Here is a 15,788-nt window from a genome sequence, read left to right as displayed (position 1 = left end):
ATGCAATAATCCAAGAATAGTCCCTGCTTCTGCCACACCTATTTTACCAGCAAGCCTGCCGCAGATAACAGAAACCTCCTGCAAATGATCGCTGACAGATTGAATTTTTTTATCACAACTACGATGATGAGCTATGAATTTATCTATCAAAAAAAACCTCCCCACATTCCATCTGGTAAAAGTGGAAAATTTTGTCTTTCTTCATTGGTTATGAACTATGAACTTTTATATGAATGTCAATTCTCCTTATTTCCTATCAATTTTATATTTCTTTTCAATATCCTGTATTTGAATCAATTCTTTTTTTGCTTCTTTAGTATTTTCTGCTGTCAGCAGCAGATCAAAAAACCGGCCGTTGGGGGTAAGGCATCTTCTTGTTGAATCGGGTTCCTGGAAACCGGTTGACTCGTAAAACTCTTTTATCCCGGCATCCAACTGGTCTTTCAATTTGAAGGAGATCAGATCAAGTTCATGAAGGCGGTAAAGAAAGGTTTGGGCTGATACTCCAAACCGGTGCTTGATTCTTAAAAGAAGGTCCCAGGACCAGTCATCCGGGGTAATGCCGAGCTGGCTGACGCTTGCACGGACGGCTGTTTCCGGCATTAAAAAAGTGGCGGCAAATCGTCCGGCTGCGCGGCTGGGATTTATGGGTCTTAAATTTTCTGATTCTTTTGTATTATCCGGGTTTTCAAACAGATCTGTTTTCTGCAGGCGGGATTGATTGGATATAAGGAGAGCGCCAAGTTCAAAGCTTAACGAAAAGAGTTGTTTTTCAGGATTGTTTTTTGAATTCAGGAAGAAAAACGCATTGTGATAGACCGGCTCATAAATAGAAAAAGAAGCCATATCCCTGGAGTCTCTTGGAAATTGAAAAATAATAACTCGCAATCCGAAATTTTCAAATAATTCAAAATAATCAAATACCACGCCATCATATATTCCAAAATATTGTCTGATGGAAGACGCAAGATTTTCCATTCCCCGGTAATCCGGTTTAAACGGAACAGATAAAGGCAGACAGGCGTGTTTAGGAACACTGCAGATATCTTCAAGAGCATGAAAACCTGCCACAATATCATGGGTTGCGGCCAATAATTGCTTTGGGATTTTATCCGGTTCCGGGTGGATGGCAATAAAGTTGGAAGAAGTGTCTGTATCCTTTGTTTTTAATTCAATCTGGTGAACATCCTTGGCAAACAAAACTTCTGTGGATACATTCAGTGCCCTGGAAAGACTATAAATCACCTGGGCGGAAGGAGCGTTTTTACCCAGCTCAATTCGCCCTAAAGGACCTTCCCTGATACGGATTTTCCTGGCAAGGTCTATTAATGTCCAGTTTCTTGCCCGTCTTAAGAAGCGAATATTTTTTCCGATATCTGGAATATCAGTTTTCATGAGAATAAAAAACCATATAATTCCTTTTGTGTCAATATTTATTTTTTTATTGGATAAAAAGACTGATTTATTCTTTTATGTTTTTCCATGACAGCAAGATACATTGCTCTTTTTTAGATAGTATTTCAATTGACAACGTCTCTGCTTTGTCATATATTCCAAACATGATACGCTTTAAATGGAATGCAGAGAAAAATGAAATTCTTGCAAAAGAAAGAGGAATCACTTTTGAGGAAATTGTTCAAAGAATTGAAGCCGGGGCAATCGTTATAAACACAGAGCATCCCAATAAAGAAAAATATCCAAATCAAAAAATTATGATAATTGATGTTGGAGGATATGCCTATTTAGTGCCATATGTAATAGACAAAAATATTTTTTTTCTTAAAACAATCATTCCAAGCAGAAAAGCCACAAAAAAATATCTTGGAGGAAAAAATGACTAAAAAAACAGATAAAATAATACTTGATAATTATGAATCAGAAATTCTGGAGGCCTATGAAAGCGGCAAACTTGTGCCTTCTGAACCCGGGATTGATTTTCAGGCTATTGCCCGAAATACTATAAAAAAAAATCAAAAGATAAATATAAGGATCGCTGACAATGATCTTGCCGCTTTAAAAAGACGGGCAGCCCGTGAAGGTATCCCCTACCAGACGTTAATCAGAAGTATTCTTCATAAATATGCAAGTGGTTTTCTGAAAGATGCTGTAAACCCATAAACAACCAGGGTATTTTTCTGCATACTTTCTTTCATGATATCGTATTGTTTGGTTCCATACCGGAGAATTCCGGTATGGAACCTGAGAACTAAAATTTATCAGGATAATCCCTGATCCATCATTGCATCTGCCACACGCCTGAAGCCTGCAACATTTGCTCCAAACACATAATTGCCTTTTTTATTAAACTCAGCAGATGCTTCATAACACTGGTCATGGATATGTTTCATCACCTGGTGAAGTTTATTATCAACCTCGTCTTCTGTCCAATTCATAAAATTGGCATTTTGTGCCATTTCGAAGCAGGAGCAGGCAACCCCTCCTGCATTGCATGCCTTTGCCGGACCATAAATGATATCTGCATTTTCCAGAAATTCCATCCCCTCAAGAGTCACGGGCAGGTTTGCTCCTTCGACAAGGTATTTAACTTTGTTTTTTACCAGATTTTTTGCATCATCAAGTTCAAGTTCGTTTTGTGTTGCACAGGGGAATGCAATGTCGCACGGGATATCCCAGGGTCGTTCGCCCGGATAGAACTTGACTTTAAAACGATCTGCATAATCTTTTACAACATCATTGCCACTCAACCGCAGTTTCAGCATATAATCGACTTTTTCGCCGGTAACCCCATCAGGATCATGGATGAATCCATCCGGCCCCGAAAGGGTAATGACCTTGCCGCCAAGCTCATTGACTTTTTTTACAACGCCCCAGGAGACATTGCCGAATCCGGAAACCGTGACAACCTTGCCATCCATATTATCATCAATATTTTTCAGCATTTCTTCGGCAAAATAAACCACACCATATCCTGTAGCTTCGGGCCTTAAATAGCTTCCTCCCCATGCAATGCCTTTGCCGGTTAAAACGCCTTCAAAAGATTTATTCATTCTGCGGTACATGCCGAAAAGATAACCGATTTCGCGTCCTCCCACTCCGATATCACCTGCCGGAACATCAATGGTTGCGCCGATATGCCGAGACAATTCCAACATGAAACTCTGACAGAAATTCATTATTTCATTGTCTGATTTACCCCGGGGATTGAAATCAGATCCACCTTTCCCACCGCCGATACGCAAGCCGGTTAATGCGTTTTTAAAAATCTGCTCAAACCCGAGACATTTGATAATACTCAAAGTAACCGAAGAATGGAATCGAAGTCCTCCCTTATAGGGTCCCAGCACATTATTGAATTGAACACGATGCCCTGTATTGACCTGAACCCGGCCCTGATCGTCTTTCCATGGTACTCTGAAGCTGATGGACCGGTCCGGTTCGACCAGTTGCTCAAGTATCCGGTTGCTTTGATACTCCCTGTTAGAGTCCAGGACCGGTGTGATGGATTTAAACACTTCTGAAACTGATTGAATGTATTCCTTTTCCCAAGGATATTTTCCCTTAAGCATTTCCAGAACATTATTCGCATAAGCACTCATAAATCTTTCCCCATTAAATTATTTTGTAAGTTATTTTGATTTTTCACAATTTGTGCGAATTCCTTTTATCATTGAGTCTATTATATAATCAACCTTTTTAATGACTTTGGCAATATTGTTTTTGGATTTTATTTTTTTATTTTTAATTCGACACAAACAGATAACAGCGTTAGATTTTTCCATATTATTGACAGTCTTTTCCTGATTTAGTAGGTTATATTCCAAATCTTTATCATTGAGCAGCAGGAGATAACACTTGAAAATTATTATTGTTGGGGCCGGAGAAGTCGGGTATCATATTGCCAGTCGGCTGGCTTCTGAAAACAAGCGGGTCATTGTCATTGATAAGGATGCGAATGCCATTCGACGTCTTTCCGAAAACCTTGATATACAGGTTATTACAGCATCCGGCAGCAATCCCAAGGTTCTTATTGATGCCGGTATTAAAGAGACTGATATGCTTCTGGCAGTAACAGACAGCGACGAAACAAATCTTGTGGCCTGTCTGATAACCGACTTGATTTCCCCCACAACCAAAAAATTTGCCCGGATCAGAAATGCTGACTTTGATCCATATCATGACCGGTTGAAAAAAGAAAACCCCCATATTGATACTGTGATTAATCCTGAAATTGAGGTGGTAAATACCATCAAAAAACTCATGGATGTTCCAGGCGCCGTTGATGTAGGAGATTTTGTTGACGGTCAGGTAAAATATGTCGGAATCAGGCTTGACAAGCATTCTCCCATGGCAGGGATGAGACTTGTTGATTTTTCTTCCAGGTTGGGTGAGGACCGGCCGTTGATTGCCGCCATCATCAGAAATGATGACGTTATTGTCCCAAGAGGAAGCAACAAGGTTGAACCCGGGGATTTAATCTATTTTGTAAGTGAAACCGAAAAGCTTGAAAAAATGCTCAAACTTTTCGGCAAAAAAATTGTGCCCGTCCAAAGAGTTTTTATTATCGGTGGCGGACGCATCGGTGAACGGCTGGCCAAAAGACTTGAAAAAGACTCGATCAAGACAAAAATCATTGACTCTGACATTGACCGCTGTCATTACCTGTCTGAACAAATAGATAAAGCCGTTGTTCTTCATGGTGATGGATCTGACCAGAAACTCTTTCTTGAAGAAAATATAGGCCAAAGTGATGTTGTTGTTTCTGTTACCGATGATGATGAAACCAATATCCTTGTTTCCCTTCTGGCAAAAAATTTAGGGGTTCATGATACGATCACCCGAATCGGGAAATCAAGTTATTTTCCCCTGCTTGCCACCATTGGTATTGAGAAAGTTGTCAGCCCGAGGCTGTCGGCTGTCAGCTCAATTTTACGAAATATCAGAAAAGGAAAGGTCTTGTCTGACATTTCAATCTTTGGTGAGAGAGGAGAATTCATTGAAGCCATTGCCCTTGAGACGTCTGACATTACTAACAAGCCGTTAAAAAAACTTTCCTTCCCCAAAGGTGCAATTCTTGTCTGCATCATCAGAAACGGACAAATCATAATTCCGGCCGGGGACAGTGTTGTCAAACCAGAGGACCGAATCATCATGTTTGCTGTCAAACATGCCGTTAAAAAGCTTGAAAAGCTTTTGACCGTTAAACTGGATTTCTTTTAATGCGCTGGCAGTTTATCGCACGTATTATCGGTATCCTTTTGTTTTTTCTGGGGCTTTCCATGACTGCCCCTTTACTTGTCAGTCTCCATTATGATGACCTTTCCAGGGACAGCTTTATTCGCTCCATCGTCATCACCATGGTGGCAGGACTCATCCTGATCCTTCTGTCAAAAAAACAGAGCGGAGATGATTATATCAACCAGAAAGAGGGGATGACTGCTGTTGCATTAGCCTGGACAGGCATTGGCCTTTTTGGTGCCCTGCCTTTTTATTTAAGCCCTGAATTCACTAGTTTTACCGATGCATTTTTTGAATCGGTTTCAGGATTTACAACAACCGGGTCATCGATAATGACAACAATTGAAGGAACGACAAAAAGCCTTCTTTTCTGGAGAAGCTTTATTCAATGGCTGGGCGGCATGGGAATTATTGTCTTATCCCTTGCCATACTGCCGTTTTTAGGCGTTGGCGGTATCCAGTTGTATAAGGCGGAAGTACCAAGCCCTGTGCCGGATAAACTTGCTCCCAGGTTGAGTGATTCTGCAAAAATTTTATGGGGTGTATATGCGGTTTTCACCCTGCTTGAAATCATTTTTCTGCTGGGTGGCGGCATGCCGTTATTTGAGGCAGCCTGCCATGCGTTTACAACCATGCCAACCGGTGGTTTTTCTCCTAAAAATGCTTCCATTGCCCATTATAACAGTGCTTATTTTGATTATGTTATTGTGGTATTCATGATCCTGGCCGGGATTAATTTTTCTCTTCATTACCAGATGCTTCGCGGCAAAACACTTGCCTTCTGGGAAGACACGGAATGCCGTTTTTTTCTTGGATTACTCTTAGGGTTGACCCTTTTGGTTACATGGGACCTTTATGGATCTGTTTACACTTCCATTAAAGATGCCTTCAGGTTTGCAAGTTTTCAGATCACCTCAATTCTGACAACCACCGGATTTGCAACGGCTGATTATGAAAAATTTCCAGGGTTGAGCCAAGTGATTCTGTTCGTCTGCATGTTTATCGGCGCCTCTGCAGGGTCTACCGGTGGTGGAATGAAATGCGCCAGAATTATTGCCTGTTACAAATATTGTTACAGGGAATTATTTAAGATCATACATCCGCGAAGCATCAGTCATGTAAAAATAAACAATACGGTTATTCCGGATAAAGTCCTGCGAAGCATCATGGGATTTTTGACCCTTTATATCGGTCTTTTTATTGTGTCAAGTCTTCTTCTTGCCGGTATGGGGGTTGATATGATGACGGCTTTGGGTGCGGTTGCGGCCTGTATCGGAAATATCGGCCCGGGATTTGGAAGTGTAGGACCCACTGAAAATTTTGCCCACCTTCCGGTAATGGGAAAATGGCTGCTTGCCTGGTGCATGCTGTTGGGCAGGCTGGAAATTTATACCGTTATTATCCTCTTTGTTCCTGAATTCTGGAAAAAATAATTAAATAATCCCAGGATGCTTTGCCAGAGAATGTAAAAACTCCCGGGTATTCATTTCCATTCTTGATCTAAAAATCTCTACGATTTCCAACATCGAGGCGTACCCTTTTTGGAAATTCTCTTGAAAATCTTCTTCAAACAATTGGTGTATTTTCTCATCTGAAAAGGGAATGCTTTTAATATCCTTGATCTCTTCTTTCAACTCTGGATTTTTACCCAAGGTCTTCGTAATCATCTGAGCCCGAAATCCCATGCGTCTTTTATATTGTTTTGCCGCACCGGACATCACATGATATGCCAGCTCATGATTCTCTTCAAACAATTGAAGCATCCTCTCGCCTGAAAGGGTTATCATCTCGCAGGGTTCCTGACAAACTGCAGAATAAGAGGCTGTTGATCCTTTAAGAAGTGCACAAGTACCAAAAGAAGACCCGGACTGAATATAATCGAGAATAACATCAATCTCAGGTGTCAGTTCGATTTTAATGGCCACCTGCCCCATTATCAGCATATAAAACGTACCCACTTTCTCATTGGGACTTATTAATTGTATATCTGTGCCGAAAATACTCAACTGGGCTTCACTGGCAATAATTCCCAGCAAATGATCCGGAATATCTTTTAATAGATTAATCCGTTTTAAATCTTCTATTTTTACCATTTAAAAGCCTCAATACTAATTAAAATAAAGTTTAAGTCAAAACAAACACTATAAGGATAAAGGATATGGTGACCGCTGCGCCGATACCAATCGGCAGGGTCCCTGAAAGAATATCATTGTAAAGTCTGTTCTTCTTTATTTCCAGCCGCTTATCCCGATAGCCCAAAGCCAGCCAGATATTCACCGCCACAAACAGGGCAATTTTTGCTGCTGTATTTTTAAAAAAGAATACAAGGCCTTTGATAAATCCCATTACAACACCTTCGGATATCATATTTAATGTATTTAATCCCTTATCCAGAACGATATATCCTCCACGACCAAGCTTCCGATAGAACCAGTCAACATCAAGATTAATGGATTTAATTTCCGGTGGATAATATCCGGAAAGAATCAAAAAGGCAAACGCCAGGGCGCCAAACATTAGAAGCTGGAGCTGACCGACAACATGTGCACCCGTATAAGGAATATAATCAACAGTGAACGGCAGAAGGTTATATAAGGGCTGAGGGAAAACCCCTATAAAGATACAGGCAAATGCTGCAATGCCCATTGCCAATATCATATTCCATGAAGGATCTTTGGCTCTGATGCCGGAATCATGACCAAAAAAGGTGAAAAAAGGAACTTTAATACCGGCATGATGAAACACACCTGCAGAGGCAAATTGCAATATCAGGTAAACAAAAATCATTTTTTCATTGACCGTTGCAGTGACGACCATGGATTTGGAAACAAACCCTGAAAATAAGGGAAACGCTGATATGGATGCGGCACCCACAATACAGAAAAGACAGGTTAACGGCATTGTTTTATAAAGCCCCCCGATTTCAGTACACTTGATCTTACCGGTCATCTGCAGAACTGATCCTGCCGCCATGAAAAGCAGGCCTTTATAAAGGATGTGACAGAAGGCATGGGCAACCGCACCATTCAGGGCAAGCTGGGAACCAATGCCGGTACCCACAAGCATAAATCCGATCTGATTCAACAGGCTATAGGCCAATACCCTTCTAATATCATTTTCAAGCACAGCAAAGAATATGGGTACAAATACCATAAATGCGCCGATCCAGATAAGCAGCTCAGCCCCGGGGAATGTCCGGATTAAAAGATATACGGCTGACTTTGTTGTAAACGCACTTAAAAAAACTGTACTGGTCGGGGTCCCATGGGGGTATGCATCGGGCAGCCATGCATGAAGAGGAATGGCCGCGGCATTCAAGGCAATACCAATAAAAATAAGGTAGGATTCAATCCCGTTAAGCCCGATATAATCAAAGGCAATCGTTCCTGTTTTCTGGATGGTAAGAACAATCCCGGCCAAAAGGAAAAGGCCGCCGATTAAATGAACCAGGATATACCGAAAGCCCGCTTCCCGTGATTCTTTGGTTCTGGATGCTATGATCAGGAATGTAGAGCTGACCGCCATGACTTCCCAGAAAAAATACAGGGACAGAAAGTCTCCTGCCAGGACAACCCCTAAGGTTGAACCGGCATAAACGATAGCGGCAACATGCTGAAGATCATCTTTTACTTTCAGGGCAAACAGAATACCAAGAAATGCCATGATGATAAAAATATAGCCAAAGACCATTGAAAGCTTGTCAATTCTTCCCATAATCAGGTGGTAACCCCAAAATTCATACGTCCAGATATTTCCATAGGGAAGATTCACCAGGACATAAAAGGCGGCTGCGGGGATTAACAGCATGTATATGGATTTGGTCTTTCCTTTTAAAAAAGGAATCAGAATTGCGCCTAAAATAAATATTATTGCAGGAGGAAGCATGTTACTTGTCATAGTAATTCTCTTTTTTCATCACAATTAATCTTAGAAGTTTGGCCAGAAAAATAAGCAGAACACATGAAAAAAAGCCGTAAACAGCAGAAAACCCTTTAACATGTTCAAAAAAGAATGCCGGATGCGGATGAATAAAAAATTCTGAAATCAATAAAATGACCAGAGAACAATAAAAAGTAATCAATAGTTTTTTTACGTTTTTTGGATTATCAAAGAGTGTAAGTTCTTTTTTCATTAGTGCATCCTTGTGTAAAATTAATCTTTTCCCTTTAGATCAGAATAGCCACTTCATATGGGTTAATGGCCGCCACCGCCGCCCATTGAAAAAGCAAATATTAAATAAATTACAGCGATCAAAACCGCCAGATAAAGAGCTGTTTTATATCCCGGCACAGGGTCATGCCCAAGTATTTCCCAATCTTCTTCTTTATTGTCATCTTTACTGTTCATGTTTCTAACCTTTAAAATTTTTTAAATCAAATCCCCAAACCTGTCTTTATCAGATTGACAAAAACCGTTGGATAAAAGAATAAAACAATTGAAATGACGGCTGTTATCATCAAAGGGATGACGAGACAAAGATTTGCTTCCTGTATTTTCACGGGACCGCCATCCTCTTCTTCTTCACTTTTCCCGAAAAACCCTTTATATACAATGGGTAAAAAATAAAATGCGTTCAGAAATGATGACACCAGCAGGACAACCATGAAAATAGTCTGCTGGGCCTCAAGGGTACCTAAAATCAGATTCCATTTGCTATAAAAACCCCCCGCCGGCGGAAGCCCGATCACTCCCATGGCACCAATAAAAAAAGCTGCGAATGTAAAGGGCATTTTTTTACCCAGACCACTCATCTGACTGATATATTTCTTGCCTGTTGCCACATAAATAGCTCCTGCGCAGAAAAACAGGGTAATCTTTCCAAAGGCATGCATGACAATGTGTATGACCCCGCCCAAAAGTCCCTGGGGAGACAAGAGTGCCACACCAAAAATGATATAGGACAACTGGCTGATAGTTGAATAGGCAAGTCTTCGTTTTAATTCATCCTGGGAAAGCGCAATACAGGATGCCACAAGAATGGTGAATGAAGCAATGGTCATGACCACCACACCCAGATTGAAGTTTGCCAACAGGTCAACTCCGAAAATACCTGTCATCACCCTGACAATGGAGAAGACCCCAACTTTTACAACCGCCACTGCATGTAATAAGGCACTGACCGGAGTCGGTGCAACCATTGCGGCCGGAAGCCACGAGTGAAACGGCATGATTCCTGCCTTGGCAAACCCGAAAACAAACATTAAGAGCAACACCGTGGCAGCAGGTTTAGACAACTGGTCTGCAAAAATACCGGCAGTGGAAAATTCCAGGGTTCCCGTTACATGATAGCAATAAATCATGGCGGGCAGGACAAGAGCGATGGATGTGCCTAAAATAAAGGTTAAGTATCTGCGGCCTGAAATTCGTGAAGTTTCATCCTGGTGATGGGCAACCAAAGGATAGGTTGCTAACGATAAAATTTCATAAAAAAGATAAAGTGTCAGCAGGTTGGCGGAAAAAGCCGCACCAATGGTAGCGGAAATAGCCAGGGCAAAAAAGGAGACAAACCGGGTCTGACCATGTTCATCAAGGCCTCTCATATATCCGATGGAATAAATGGATGTCACAATATAAAGACTTGAGGCTACAATGGCAAACAGCATTCCAAGTCCATCCACCCTGAATGCAATGGCTGCCCCGGGAGCAAATTCAAACAGGGTCAAGGCGATCTGTTTTCCTTCAAGTATGACCGGAAGCATGGAGAGAACAAGAATAAGCTTGATGATTCCTGCAATAAAAATCCATGATTCCCTTACATTGGGTTTACTGGAAGAAGAGACCAGCACCGGAATGACAAAAAGAGAAACTAAAACTGCCAAAAGAGGTTTAATCGAGATAATGGTTTCCATTTATTGGGTTTACCTTTTTACTATAATCATATTCATCTTCACTTTAAGAAAGGGAGGATAATCGTATTTACAATGGTCCCTGAATACAGCCCCGCAACAATCAAGGAAAGACTGACAAGCCCGGATACAATCAGCATGGATACCGGTGCTTCCTCAATTGTTACATGGGAATGCGAATCCCCGTGCCCATGGCCTTCAGACATGGGGTCAAAAAAGCAGATTTCAAAAACTTTAAAGAATAACACGGCACAGATCAAGCTGGATATGATAAGTGCAGCAGCAAAATGGTAGGCTCCCGCCTCAAATGCCCCCAGAATCAAATACCATTTGCTGAAAAATCCGCAGGTTGGCGGCACACCAATGATACTGAAGGCAGCCAAAACAAAGCCTGCCATGGTCCAGGGCATCTTGCCGAACAGCCCCTGAAGATCTGGTAAATCAACTTTTTTAAGCCGGTAGACCATATTTCCCACAGCGAGAAAGAGGGCAAACGTCATTAATGCATCATTTAAGATGTGTAAAATAGCACCGGTCATGCCAAGCTGATTCCCCATCCATGCGCCCCCTACCATGTATCCGATTTCACATACAATGATATAGGTGAGCATTTTTTTCAAATTTTTCTGGGAAAGCGCCATAACACCACCGGCAAGTACAGCTATAGTTGCAAGCCAGACTACTGCATCGGCAAGATTCAGGGTTTCAAAAACATAATCAAACCCAAATACCGTGATCATCAAGCGTATCATCACATAAACCATGACTTTGGTCATTAAAGGAGCCACTATCCTTGCAAATGCCACAGGTGAGTATGTATAGGCATTGGGCAGCCAGACATGCATAGGAAACAGGGCCATCTTAATCCAGATTCCGATCATGCATAAAATAAAGGCAACCAATACCGTGGAGGAGCCATGAATACCCGACAGGATATTTGCCACATCAACCATGTTCAGGGAACCGGTTTTAAGATACAGATAACCCACGCCCAGAAGATAGAAACTGGCACCGATAACGCCGATGAAAACATAGTTCAGACTGGCCAGAGGACCTCTGTCCCTGTCGCCCAGAGCAACCATGGCATAACTGGTTAATGAAGTGATCTCAATCAATACATAGAGGTTAAAAAGGTCACCTGTGGCTGTAACACCTAAGAGCCCTGTTACAAACAAGAGATAAATGGTGTAAAATGATCCGGGCCTGTCATTTGTTTCCTGGTCAACACTTTTGTAGCTTGCCAAAAGATTTAAAAAAGCAATGCTTGCAACAAGCAGAAGTACCATGGCATTTAACAGATCAATCCTGTATTCAATGCCCATGGGTGGTGCCCAGCCGGCCATCCTGTACTGAATTGTGCCGGAATCTATGACCTGCATCAACACTTTGACTGCAGAAAAGGTTGAAATAGCAAGACCCGTCAAAGCAATTAAGTATGACAATCGTTCTTCGATCCAGACGGCGAGCCCGGCTAAAAGGGCGGCTAAAAGCGGTGCAATAACAATTAGTGCGGGGGTATTATCCATAATTTATTCTTCCAGCCCGATATCAGCCAGGCGCATCCTGAGTTCATCTTCTTCCAGGGTTTGGTACCGCTGGTATATCCTGACAGCTAATGCCATGGCAACACCGAAGGTCGCAACAGATACAACAATGGCTGTCAGCATTAAAACATGGGGCAGGGGATTTATATAATCAGCCGCATGAATGACTGCGCTGTGTGCGCCCTGTCCGCCATGGGCATTTTGAATGATCGGTATGGTGGCATCCGTCTTATATCCTATGGATACATAAAAAAGGATAATAGCTGTTTGAAAAATGTTCATACCTACCAGTTTCTTTATCAAATTATTTTTTGCAATCATGGCATAAAGGCCGATCATCATTAAGATCACATAAAGCCAGTAGTTGTATTTTGCCACGATCAGGGGTAACAAATCAGTCATAGCGTAACCCTATAGTCCTTCATCATGTCTGCCTTCGGAGACGATATTAATATAAATAATGGCCATTGCTGCCGTTACAGCAATTCCCACACCGATTTCAACGCCTAACATACCCAAAGCCCTGATATGATGAGGATCTCCCGGTACTAGCGGCGCCAGTTTTGAATAGTCCAGAAAATTGCCCCCCATGGACATGCAGATGACGCCAATCCCGACATAAATTAAAACCCCAAGGGCAGCAAAAATTCCAATAACTTTTTCATTCACCCGTCTTACAAGCGTTTTCAGGTCATAAGAAATGGCCAAAAGAATCAGGCTGGAACCAAAGATAACGCCGCCCTGGAATCCGCCGCCAGGGGAGAAATCACCATGAGCCACAACATAGAGGGCATAAATTTGGATAAACGGGATTAAAATCCGGCAGACCGTTTTTATAATCAGATCAGACGGCACCCAGTCCTTATCCATATGTTCAAATTCTTTTCCCACCTTCAGAGTTTTTTTGCTGTCTTTCACATGCAGAATAACCCCGGTAGGGGTATGCCGGTAAAAGCGTTCTTTTTTCTGACTAAAGTCCCTTAACAAAAGAAAGCATGCCAGGCCTGCACAAAAAACAACGGCTGTTTCAAACATGGTGTCAAACCCCCGATAATCAGCAAGAACCGCCGTTACAAGGTTGGGAACCTGAGTTTCCTCAATCGCTTTTTCAATATAATGATTTGAAAGATGAGTTGAGGCCGGAGAATCAGGATCACCCCAGTCCGGGAATTCCCCTGTTCCATACAGCAACAGTGCGCCTGTCAAACAAACAATAATAAATCCAAGGAATCTCAATCTTTTGTCCTCCTGCTAGTCCTGAAAACAGCTGCAACAAAAAAAACCGTACTGACGCCTGCTCCGACTGATGCTTCTGTAAAGGCAACATCGACTGCTCCCATAACAGCCCAGAGCAAACACATCATAAATGAATAAGCACCAAATAAAATGGCTGTCCCCAGAAGATCTTTGACGGATATGGCAGCAATCGCGCAAAAAATGACAAAGGTTAATACGATCAAATCAATTGGCCAGTGCATGATTAACCCTTTCGTTTCTTTTTGGTCCAGTGCCTTAACCCTGCTCGCATTCCTGCATCAACAATGGAATGGGTGGCTGTGGGACTGGAGAGAAACACAAAAAATACAATTAAAAACATCTTTGCTGAAAGCAACAGGGCTTCAAAGGAAAAATGGTGAAGGTTGTATATGGAAAGCCCTGTCACCATGGCAAAAATTCCCAGGGTATCCAGTTTGCCAGCCGGATGAAGCCTGCTGTAAAAATCCGGCATCCTGATGATGCCGATGGCACCGCCCAGAAAGAAGAATAAGCCGGTAACTAAAAACAAAATGACAAGTATATCCATGGTTACTCCAAATTGATGATTAATCCATAAAGGATTCTTCATACAACCCTTTTCTTTTGTGAAAATAGCGTGATGCCGCCAGTACGGTAACAAAATTTAGAAACGCATAGGCCAATGCAATATCAACAAACATGTCAACACGCTCATAAAGAAAACCGATGAGCAGTAAAAGAATGACGGTTTTACTCCCGATGGCATTGACACCAATGAGCCGGTCCAGAACTGTAGGACCGAACAAGGCTCTGTACAGTGAAAAGAGCATCAGGAATAATAATCCCAATGCAACGCTTAGAAAAAAAGTACTCATATCTCTTCTCCAAAAACTTTAGCAACTTTTTTTAACATTGTACCCGGCAGGGCATCAGCTGATTCTCTGTCGATGGCATGTACCCTGAACACACCGTCATTGTCCGCTGTTACCGTAATGGTTCCAGGCGTCAGGGTAATGGAATTGGCCAGGGTTGTTATGGCTATATCGGATTTCAAATTGGTTTTAAAGGTAATAATGTGAGGATCTATCAACTCTTTCATCCGTGGGTGAAAGGTCAGGTACAGCAGGTGAAAATTGGCTTTAATGATTTCCCAGATCAACCAGGGCATATAGCTGATAAATCTAAAAAATACTTTACCATATCCCGATTCCATTACTGGAAATAACAGGTCATAAAAATAGTATGCCACAAAAAAACTTGAAATACCCCCCAGCCATAACAACAGAGGATCAAATTTTCCTGACAGCACAATCCAGGTTAAAAACATCAAAATAAATGTAATCAGAAAAGAAAAAAATGATTTAAAACACGTGGATGTCGGTTTGCCATCATTTTTGGCAAACCCATTACCGGAAACTATCAATGAACTATCCTCCCTCAAATATCATGAAAATCAAAAGCTAAAAACAAACTATTTTTCAACACCATACAATTTACGGAATCTCCCATACAATTTTGCCATGGCGCCTTCTTTTTTTGCTCCTGCTTGAGATCTGTCAGATCCGGAGGATGATTGTTCCTGCTGAATTCTATGATTATAAGCCGCGTTTATGGTTTCAATAAGCGTATCCATATCCACGGGTTTTGACAAAAATTTAAACGCATTATATTTACCGCTTTCCAAAGCGTTTTCAACACTTCCATGCCCGGTAAGAACAATACAGGGCAACATCGGCTGCAAATCCTTCAATCTTTTCTGGACTTCGATCCCATCAATTCCCGGCATTTGCAAATCCACAACAGCCACATCAAAATCTTCTTTTGAGGCTGCTTCTACCCCTTCTTCGCCGGAAAAAGTTGTTTTAACTGTGAATCCATCAAGAACAAGTCGTTTGGCAAGGTATTTCAAAAATGTCTGTTCGTCATCTATAAATAGGAGTTTCATACTATATCCTTACAATGATAA

19 protein-coding genes are annotated in these 15,788 nt (G+C 41.7%); 4 read left to right on the top strand and 15 right to left on the bottom strand.

All coding sequences use genetic code 11. The features are described from left to right. Positions 1 to 246 precede the first annotated feature (246 nt). Positions 247 to 1,395 (bottom strand): XRE family transcriptional regulator, encoded by a 1,149-nt coding sequence (locus HGJ91_RS11690; RefSeq protein ID WP_291347940.1) that lies wholly within the window; start codon positions 1,393 to 1,395, stop codon positions 247 to 249. Between the two features lie 77 nt (positions 1,396 to 1,472). On the opposite strand from HGJ91_RS11690, the gene HGJ91_RS11685 reads away from it, so the two are divergent. Both HGJ91_RS11685 and HGJ91_RS11680 read left to right on the top strand, forming a co-directional pair. After that, positions 1,473 to 1,841: a toxin gene (locus HGJ91_RS11685; protein WP_291347939.1), complete on the top strand. Its 369-nt coding sequence runs from the start codon at positions 1,473 to 1,475 to the stop codon at positions 1,839 to 1,841. Then, positions 1,834 to 2,118: a CopG family antitoxin gene (locus tag HGJ91_RS11680; RefSeq protein WP_291347938.1), complete on the top strand. Its 285-nt coding sequence runs from the start codon at positions 1,834 to 1,836 to the stop codon at positions 2,116 to 2,118. The genes HGJ91_RS11685 and HGJ91_RS11680 overlap by 8 nt, the downstream gene beginning before the upstream one ends. 98 nt (positions 2,119 to 2,216) lie before the next feature. On the opposite strand, the gene gdhA is transcribed toward HGJ91_RS11680, so the two are convergent. Next, positions 2,217 to 3,557: an NADP-specific glutamate dehydrogenase gene (gene gdhA / locus HGJ91_RS11675; protein ID WP_291347937.1), complete on the bottom strand. Its 1,341-nt coding sequence runs from the start codon at positions 3,555 to 3,557 to the stop codon at positions 2,217 to 2,219. A gap of 256 nt (positions 3,558 to 3,813) precedes the next feature. Here gdhA and trkA point away from each other — a divergent pair, with 256 nt between their 5' ends. Then, positions 3,814 to 5,178, top strand: a complete 1,365-nt coding sequence (trkA, locus tag HGJ91_RS11670; RefSeq protein ID WP_291347936.1) for a Trk system potassium transporter TrkA — start codon at positions 3,814 to 3,816, stop codon at positions 5,176 to 5,178. After that, positions 5,178 to 6,629, top strand: a complete 1,452-nt coding sequence (locus HGJ91_RS11665) for a TrkH family potassium uptake protein (protein WP_291347935.1) — start codon at positions 5,178 to 5,180, stop codon at positions 6,627 to 6,629. The genes trkA and HGJ91_RS11665 overlap by 1 nt, the downstream gene beginning before the upstream one ends. Here the strand turns inward: HGJ91_RS11665 and HGJ91_RS11660 are convergent, their stop codons facing one another. The 13 genes from HGJ91_RS11660 to HGJ91_RS11600 form a co-directional block, all read right to left on the bottom strand. Next, positions 6,630 to 7,289, bottom strand: coding sequence for a Crp/Fnr family transcriptional regulator (locus tag HGJ91_RS11660; RefSeq protein ID WP_291347934.1), 660 nt, complete (start codon positions 7,287 to 7,289; stop codon positions 6,630 to 6,632). A 31-nt stretch (positions 7,290 to 7,320) separates the two neighbouring features. Beyond that, on the bottom strand, positions 7,321 to 9,093 hold the full coding sequence (locus HGJ91_RS11655) for a Na(+)/H(+) antiporter subunit D (protein ID WP_291347933.1): 1,773 nt from the start codon (positions 9,091 to 9,093) through the stop codon (positions 7,321 to 7,323). Continuing rightward, positions 9,083 to 9,328 carry a hypothetical protein gene (locus HGJ91_RS11650; protein ID WP_291347932.1) on the bottom strand — a complete coding sequence of 82 codons (246 nt, stop codon included), beginning with the start codon at positions 9,326 to 9,328 and terminating at the stop codon, positions 9,083 to 9,085. The genes HGJ91_RS11655 and HGJ91_RS11650 overlap by 11 nt, the downstream gene beginning before the upstream one ends. A gap of 62 nt (positions 9,329 to 9,390) precedes the next feature. After that, positions 9,391 to 9,543, bottom strand: coding sequence for a hypothetical protein (locus tag HGJ91_RS11645; protein ID WP_291347931.1), 153 nt, complete (start codon positions 9,541 to 9,543; stop codon positions 9,391 to 9,393). A gap of 26 nt (positions 9,544 to 9,569) precedes the next feature. Further along, on the bottom strand, positions 9,570 to 11,045 hold the full coding sequence (locus HGJ91_RS11640; protein WP_291347930.1) for a monovalent cation/H+ antiporter subunit D family protein: 1,476 nt from the start codon (positions 11,043 to 11,045) through the stop codon (positions 9,570 to 9,572). Positions 11,046 to 11,083: 38 nt separating this feature from the next. Next, positions 11,084 to 12,568 carry a proton-conducting transporter membrane subunit gene (locus tag HGJ91_RS11635; RefSeq protein ID WP_291347929.1) on the bottom strand — a complete coding sequence of 495 codons (1,485 nt, stop codon included), beginning with the start codon at positions 12,566 to 12,568 and terminating at the stop codon, positions 11,084 to 11,086. A gap of 3 nt (positions 12,569 to 12,571) precedes the next feature. Beyond that, complete coding sequence (locus tag HGJ91_RS11630) at positions 12,572 to 12,988, bottom strand: cation:proton antiporter subunit C (RefSeq protein ID WP_291347927.1); 417 nt, start codon at positions 12,986 to 12,988, stop codon at positions 12,572 to 12,574. Positions 12,989 to 12,997: 9 nt separating this feature from the next. Then, the gene (locus HGJ91_RS11625; protein WP_291347926.1) at positions 12,998 to 13,822 is read right to left on the bottom strand and encodes a Na(+)/H(+) antiporter subunit B; all 825 of its coding nucleotides are present in this window, start codon (positions 13,820 to 13,822) and stop codon (positions 12,998 to 13,000) included. Then, positions 13,819 to 14,064: a hydrogenase subunit MbhD domain-containing protein gene (locus tag HGJ91_RS11620; protein ID WP_291347925.1), complete on the bottom strand. Its 246-nt coding sequence runs from the start codon at positions 14,062 to 14,064 to the stop codon at positions 13,819 to 13,821. The genes HGJ91_RS11625 and HGJ91_RS11620 overlap by 4 nt, the downstream gene beginning before the upstream one ends. A gap of 2 nt (positions 14,065 to 14,066) precedes the next feature. Further along, positions 14,067 to 14,390 carry a monovalent cation/H(+) antiporter subunit G gene (gene mnhG, locus HGJ91_RS11615; RefSeq protein ID WP_291347924.1) on the bottom strand — a complete coding sequence of 108 codons (324 nt, stop codon included), beginning with the start codon at positions 14,388 to 14,390 and terminating at the stop codon, positions 14,067 to 14,069. Positions 14,391 to 14,409: 19 nt separating this feature from the next. After that, positions 14,410 to 14,697, bottom strand: coding sequence for a monovalent cation/H+ antiporter complex subunit F (locus tag HGJ91_RS11610; RefSeq protein WP_291347923.1), 288 nt, complete (start codon positions 14,695 to 14,697; stop codon positions 14,410 to 14,412). Beyond that, entirely contained in the window at positions 14,694 to 15,245 is a 552-nt protein-coding gene (locus HGJ91_RS11605) for a Na+/H+ antiporter subunit E (protein ID WP_291347922.1), read from the bottom strand. The genes HGJ91_RS11610 and HGJ91_RS11605 overlap by 4 nt, the downstream gene beginning before the upstream one ends. A 48-nt stretch (positions 15,246 to 15,293) precedes the next feature. Further along, the gene (locus HGJ91_RS11600; protein WP_291347921.1) at positions 15,294 to 15,767 is read right to left on the bottom strand and encodes a response regulator; all 474 of its coding nucleotides are present in this window, start codon (positions 15,765 to 15,767) and stop codon (positions 15,294 to 15,296) included. Positions 15,768 to 15,788: the final 21 nt, after the last annotated feature.

Origin of the sequence: Desulfobacula sp., from assembly GCF_014237455.1 — a bacterium.
Classification (GTDB): Bacteria; Desulfobacterota; Desulfobacteria; order Desulfobacterales; family Desulfobacteraceae; genus Desulfobacula.
Note: the sequence above shows the minus strand (reverse complement) of the source record. Positions and strands in the feature narration are given on the sequence as shown.

What these genes read in the sequence shown, in the direction of transcription:
- gdhA (WP_291347937.1), bottom strand. Translation starts at nt 3,557, where the DNA reads ATGAGTGCTTATGCGAATAATGTTCTGGAAATGCTTAAGGGAAAATAT.
- HGJ91_RS11655 (WP_291347933.1), bottom strand. Translation starts at nt 9,093, where the DNA reads ATGACAAGTAACATGCTTCCTCCTGCAATAATATTTATTTTAGGCGCA.
- HGJ91_RS11690 (WP_291347940.1), bottom strand. Translation starts at nt 1,395, where the DNA reads ATGAAAACTGATATTCCAGATATCGGAAAAAATATTCGCTTCTTAAGA.
- HGJ91_RS11660 (WP_291347934.1), bottom strand. Translation starts at nt 7,289, where the DNA reads ATGGTAAAAATAGAAGATTTAAAACGGATTAATCTATTAAAAGATATT.
- HGJ91_RS11600 (WP_291347921.1), bottom strand. Translation starts at nt 15,767, where the DNA reads ATGAAACTCCTATTTATAGATGACGAACAGACATTTTTGAAATACCTT.
- HGJ91_RS11645 (WP_291347931.1), bottom strand. Translation starts at nt 9,543, where the DNA reads ATGAACAGTAAAGATGACAATAAAGAAGAAGATTGGGAAATACTTGGG.
- HGJ91_RS11685 (WP_291347939.1), top strand. Translation starts at nt 1,473, where the DNA reads ATGTTTTTCCATGACAGCAAGATACATTGCTCTTTTTTAGATAGTATT.
- HGJ91_RS11635 (WP_291347929.1), bottom strand. Translation starts at nt 12,568, where the DNA reads ATGGATAATACCCCCGCACTAATTGTTATTGCACCGCTTTTAGCCGCC.
- HGJ91_RS11680 (WP_291347938.1), top strand. Translation starts at nt 1,834, where the DNA reads ATGACTAAAAAAACAGATAAAATAATACTTGATAATTATGAATCAGAA.
- HGJ91_RS11665 (WP_291347935.1), top strand. Translation starts at nt 5,178, where the DNA reads ATGCGCTGGCAGTTTATCGCACGTATTATCGGTATCCTTTTGTTTTTT.
- HGJ91_RS11610 (WP_291347923.1), bottom strand. Translation starts at nt 14,697, where the DNA reads ATGAGTACTTTTTTTCTAAGCGTTGCATTGGGATTATTATTCCTGATG.
- HGJ91_RS11620 (WP_291347925.1), bottom strand. Translation starts at nt 14,064, where the DNA reads ATGCACTGGCCAATTGATTTGATCGTATTAACCTTTGTCATTTTTTGC.
- HGJ91_RS11630 (WP_291347927.1), bottom strand. Translation starts at nt 12,988, where the DNA reads ATGACTGATTTGTTACCCCTGATCGTGGCAAAATACAACTACTGGCTT.
- HGJ91_RS11640 (WP_291347930.1), bottom strand. Translation starts at nt 11,045, where the DNA reads ATGGAAACCATTATCTCGATTAAACCTCTTTTGGCAGTTTTAGTTTCT.
- mnhG (WP_291347924.1), bottom strand. Translation starts at nt 14,390, where the DNA reads ATGGATATACTTGTCATTTTGTTTTTAGTTACCGGCTTATTCTTCTTT.
- HGJ91_RS11650 (WP_291347932.1), bottom strand. Translation starts at nt 9,328, where the DNA reads ATGAAAAAAGAACTTACACTCTTTGATAATCCAAAAAACGTAAAAAAA.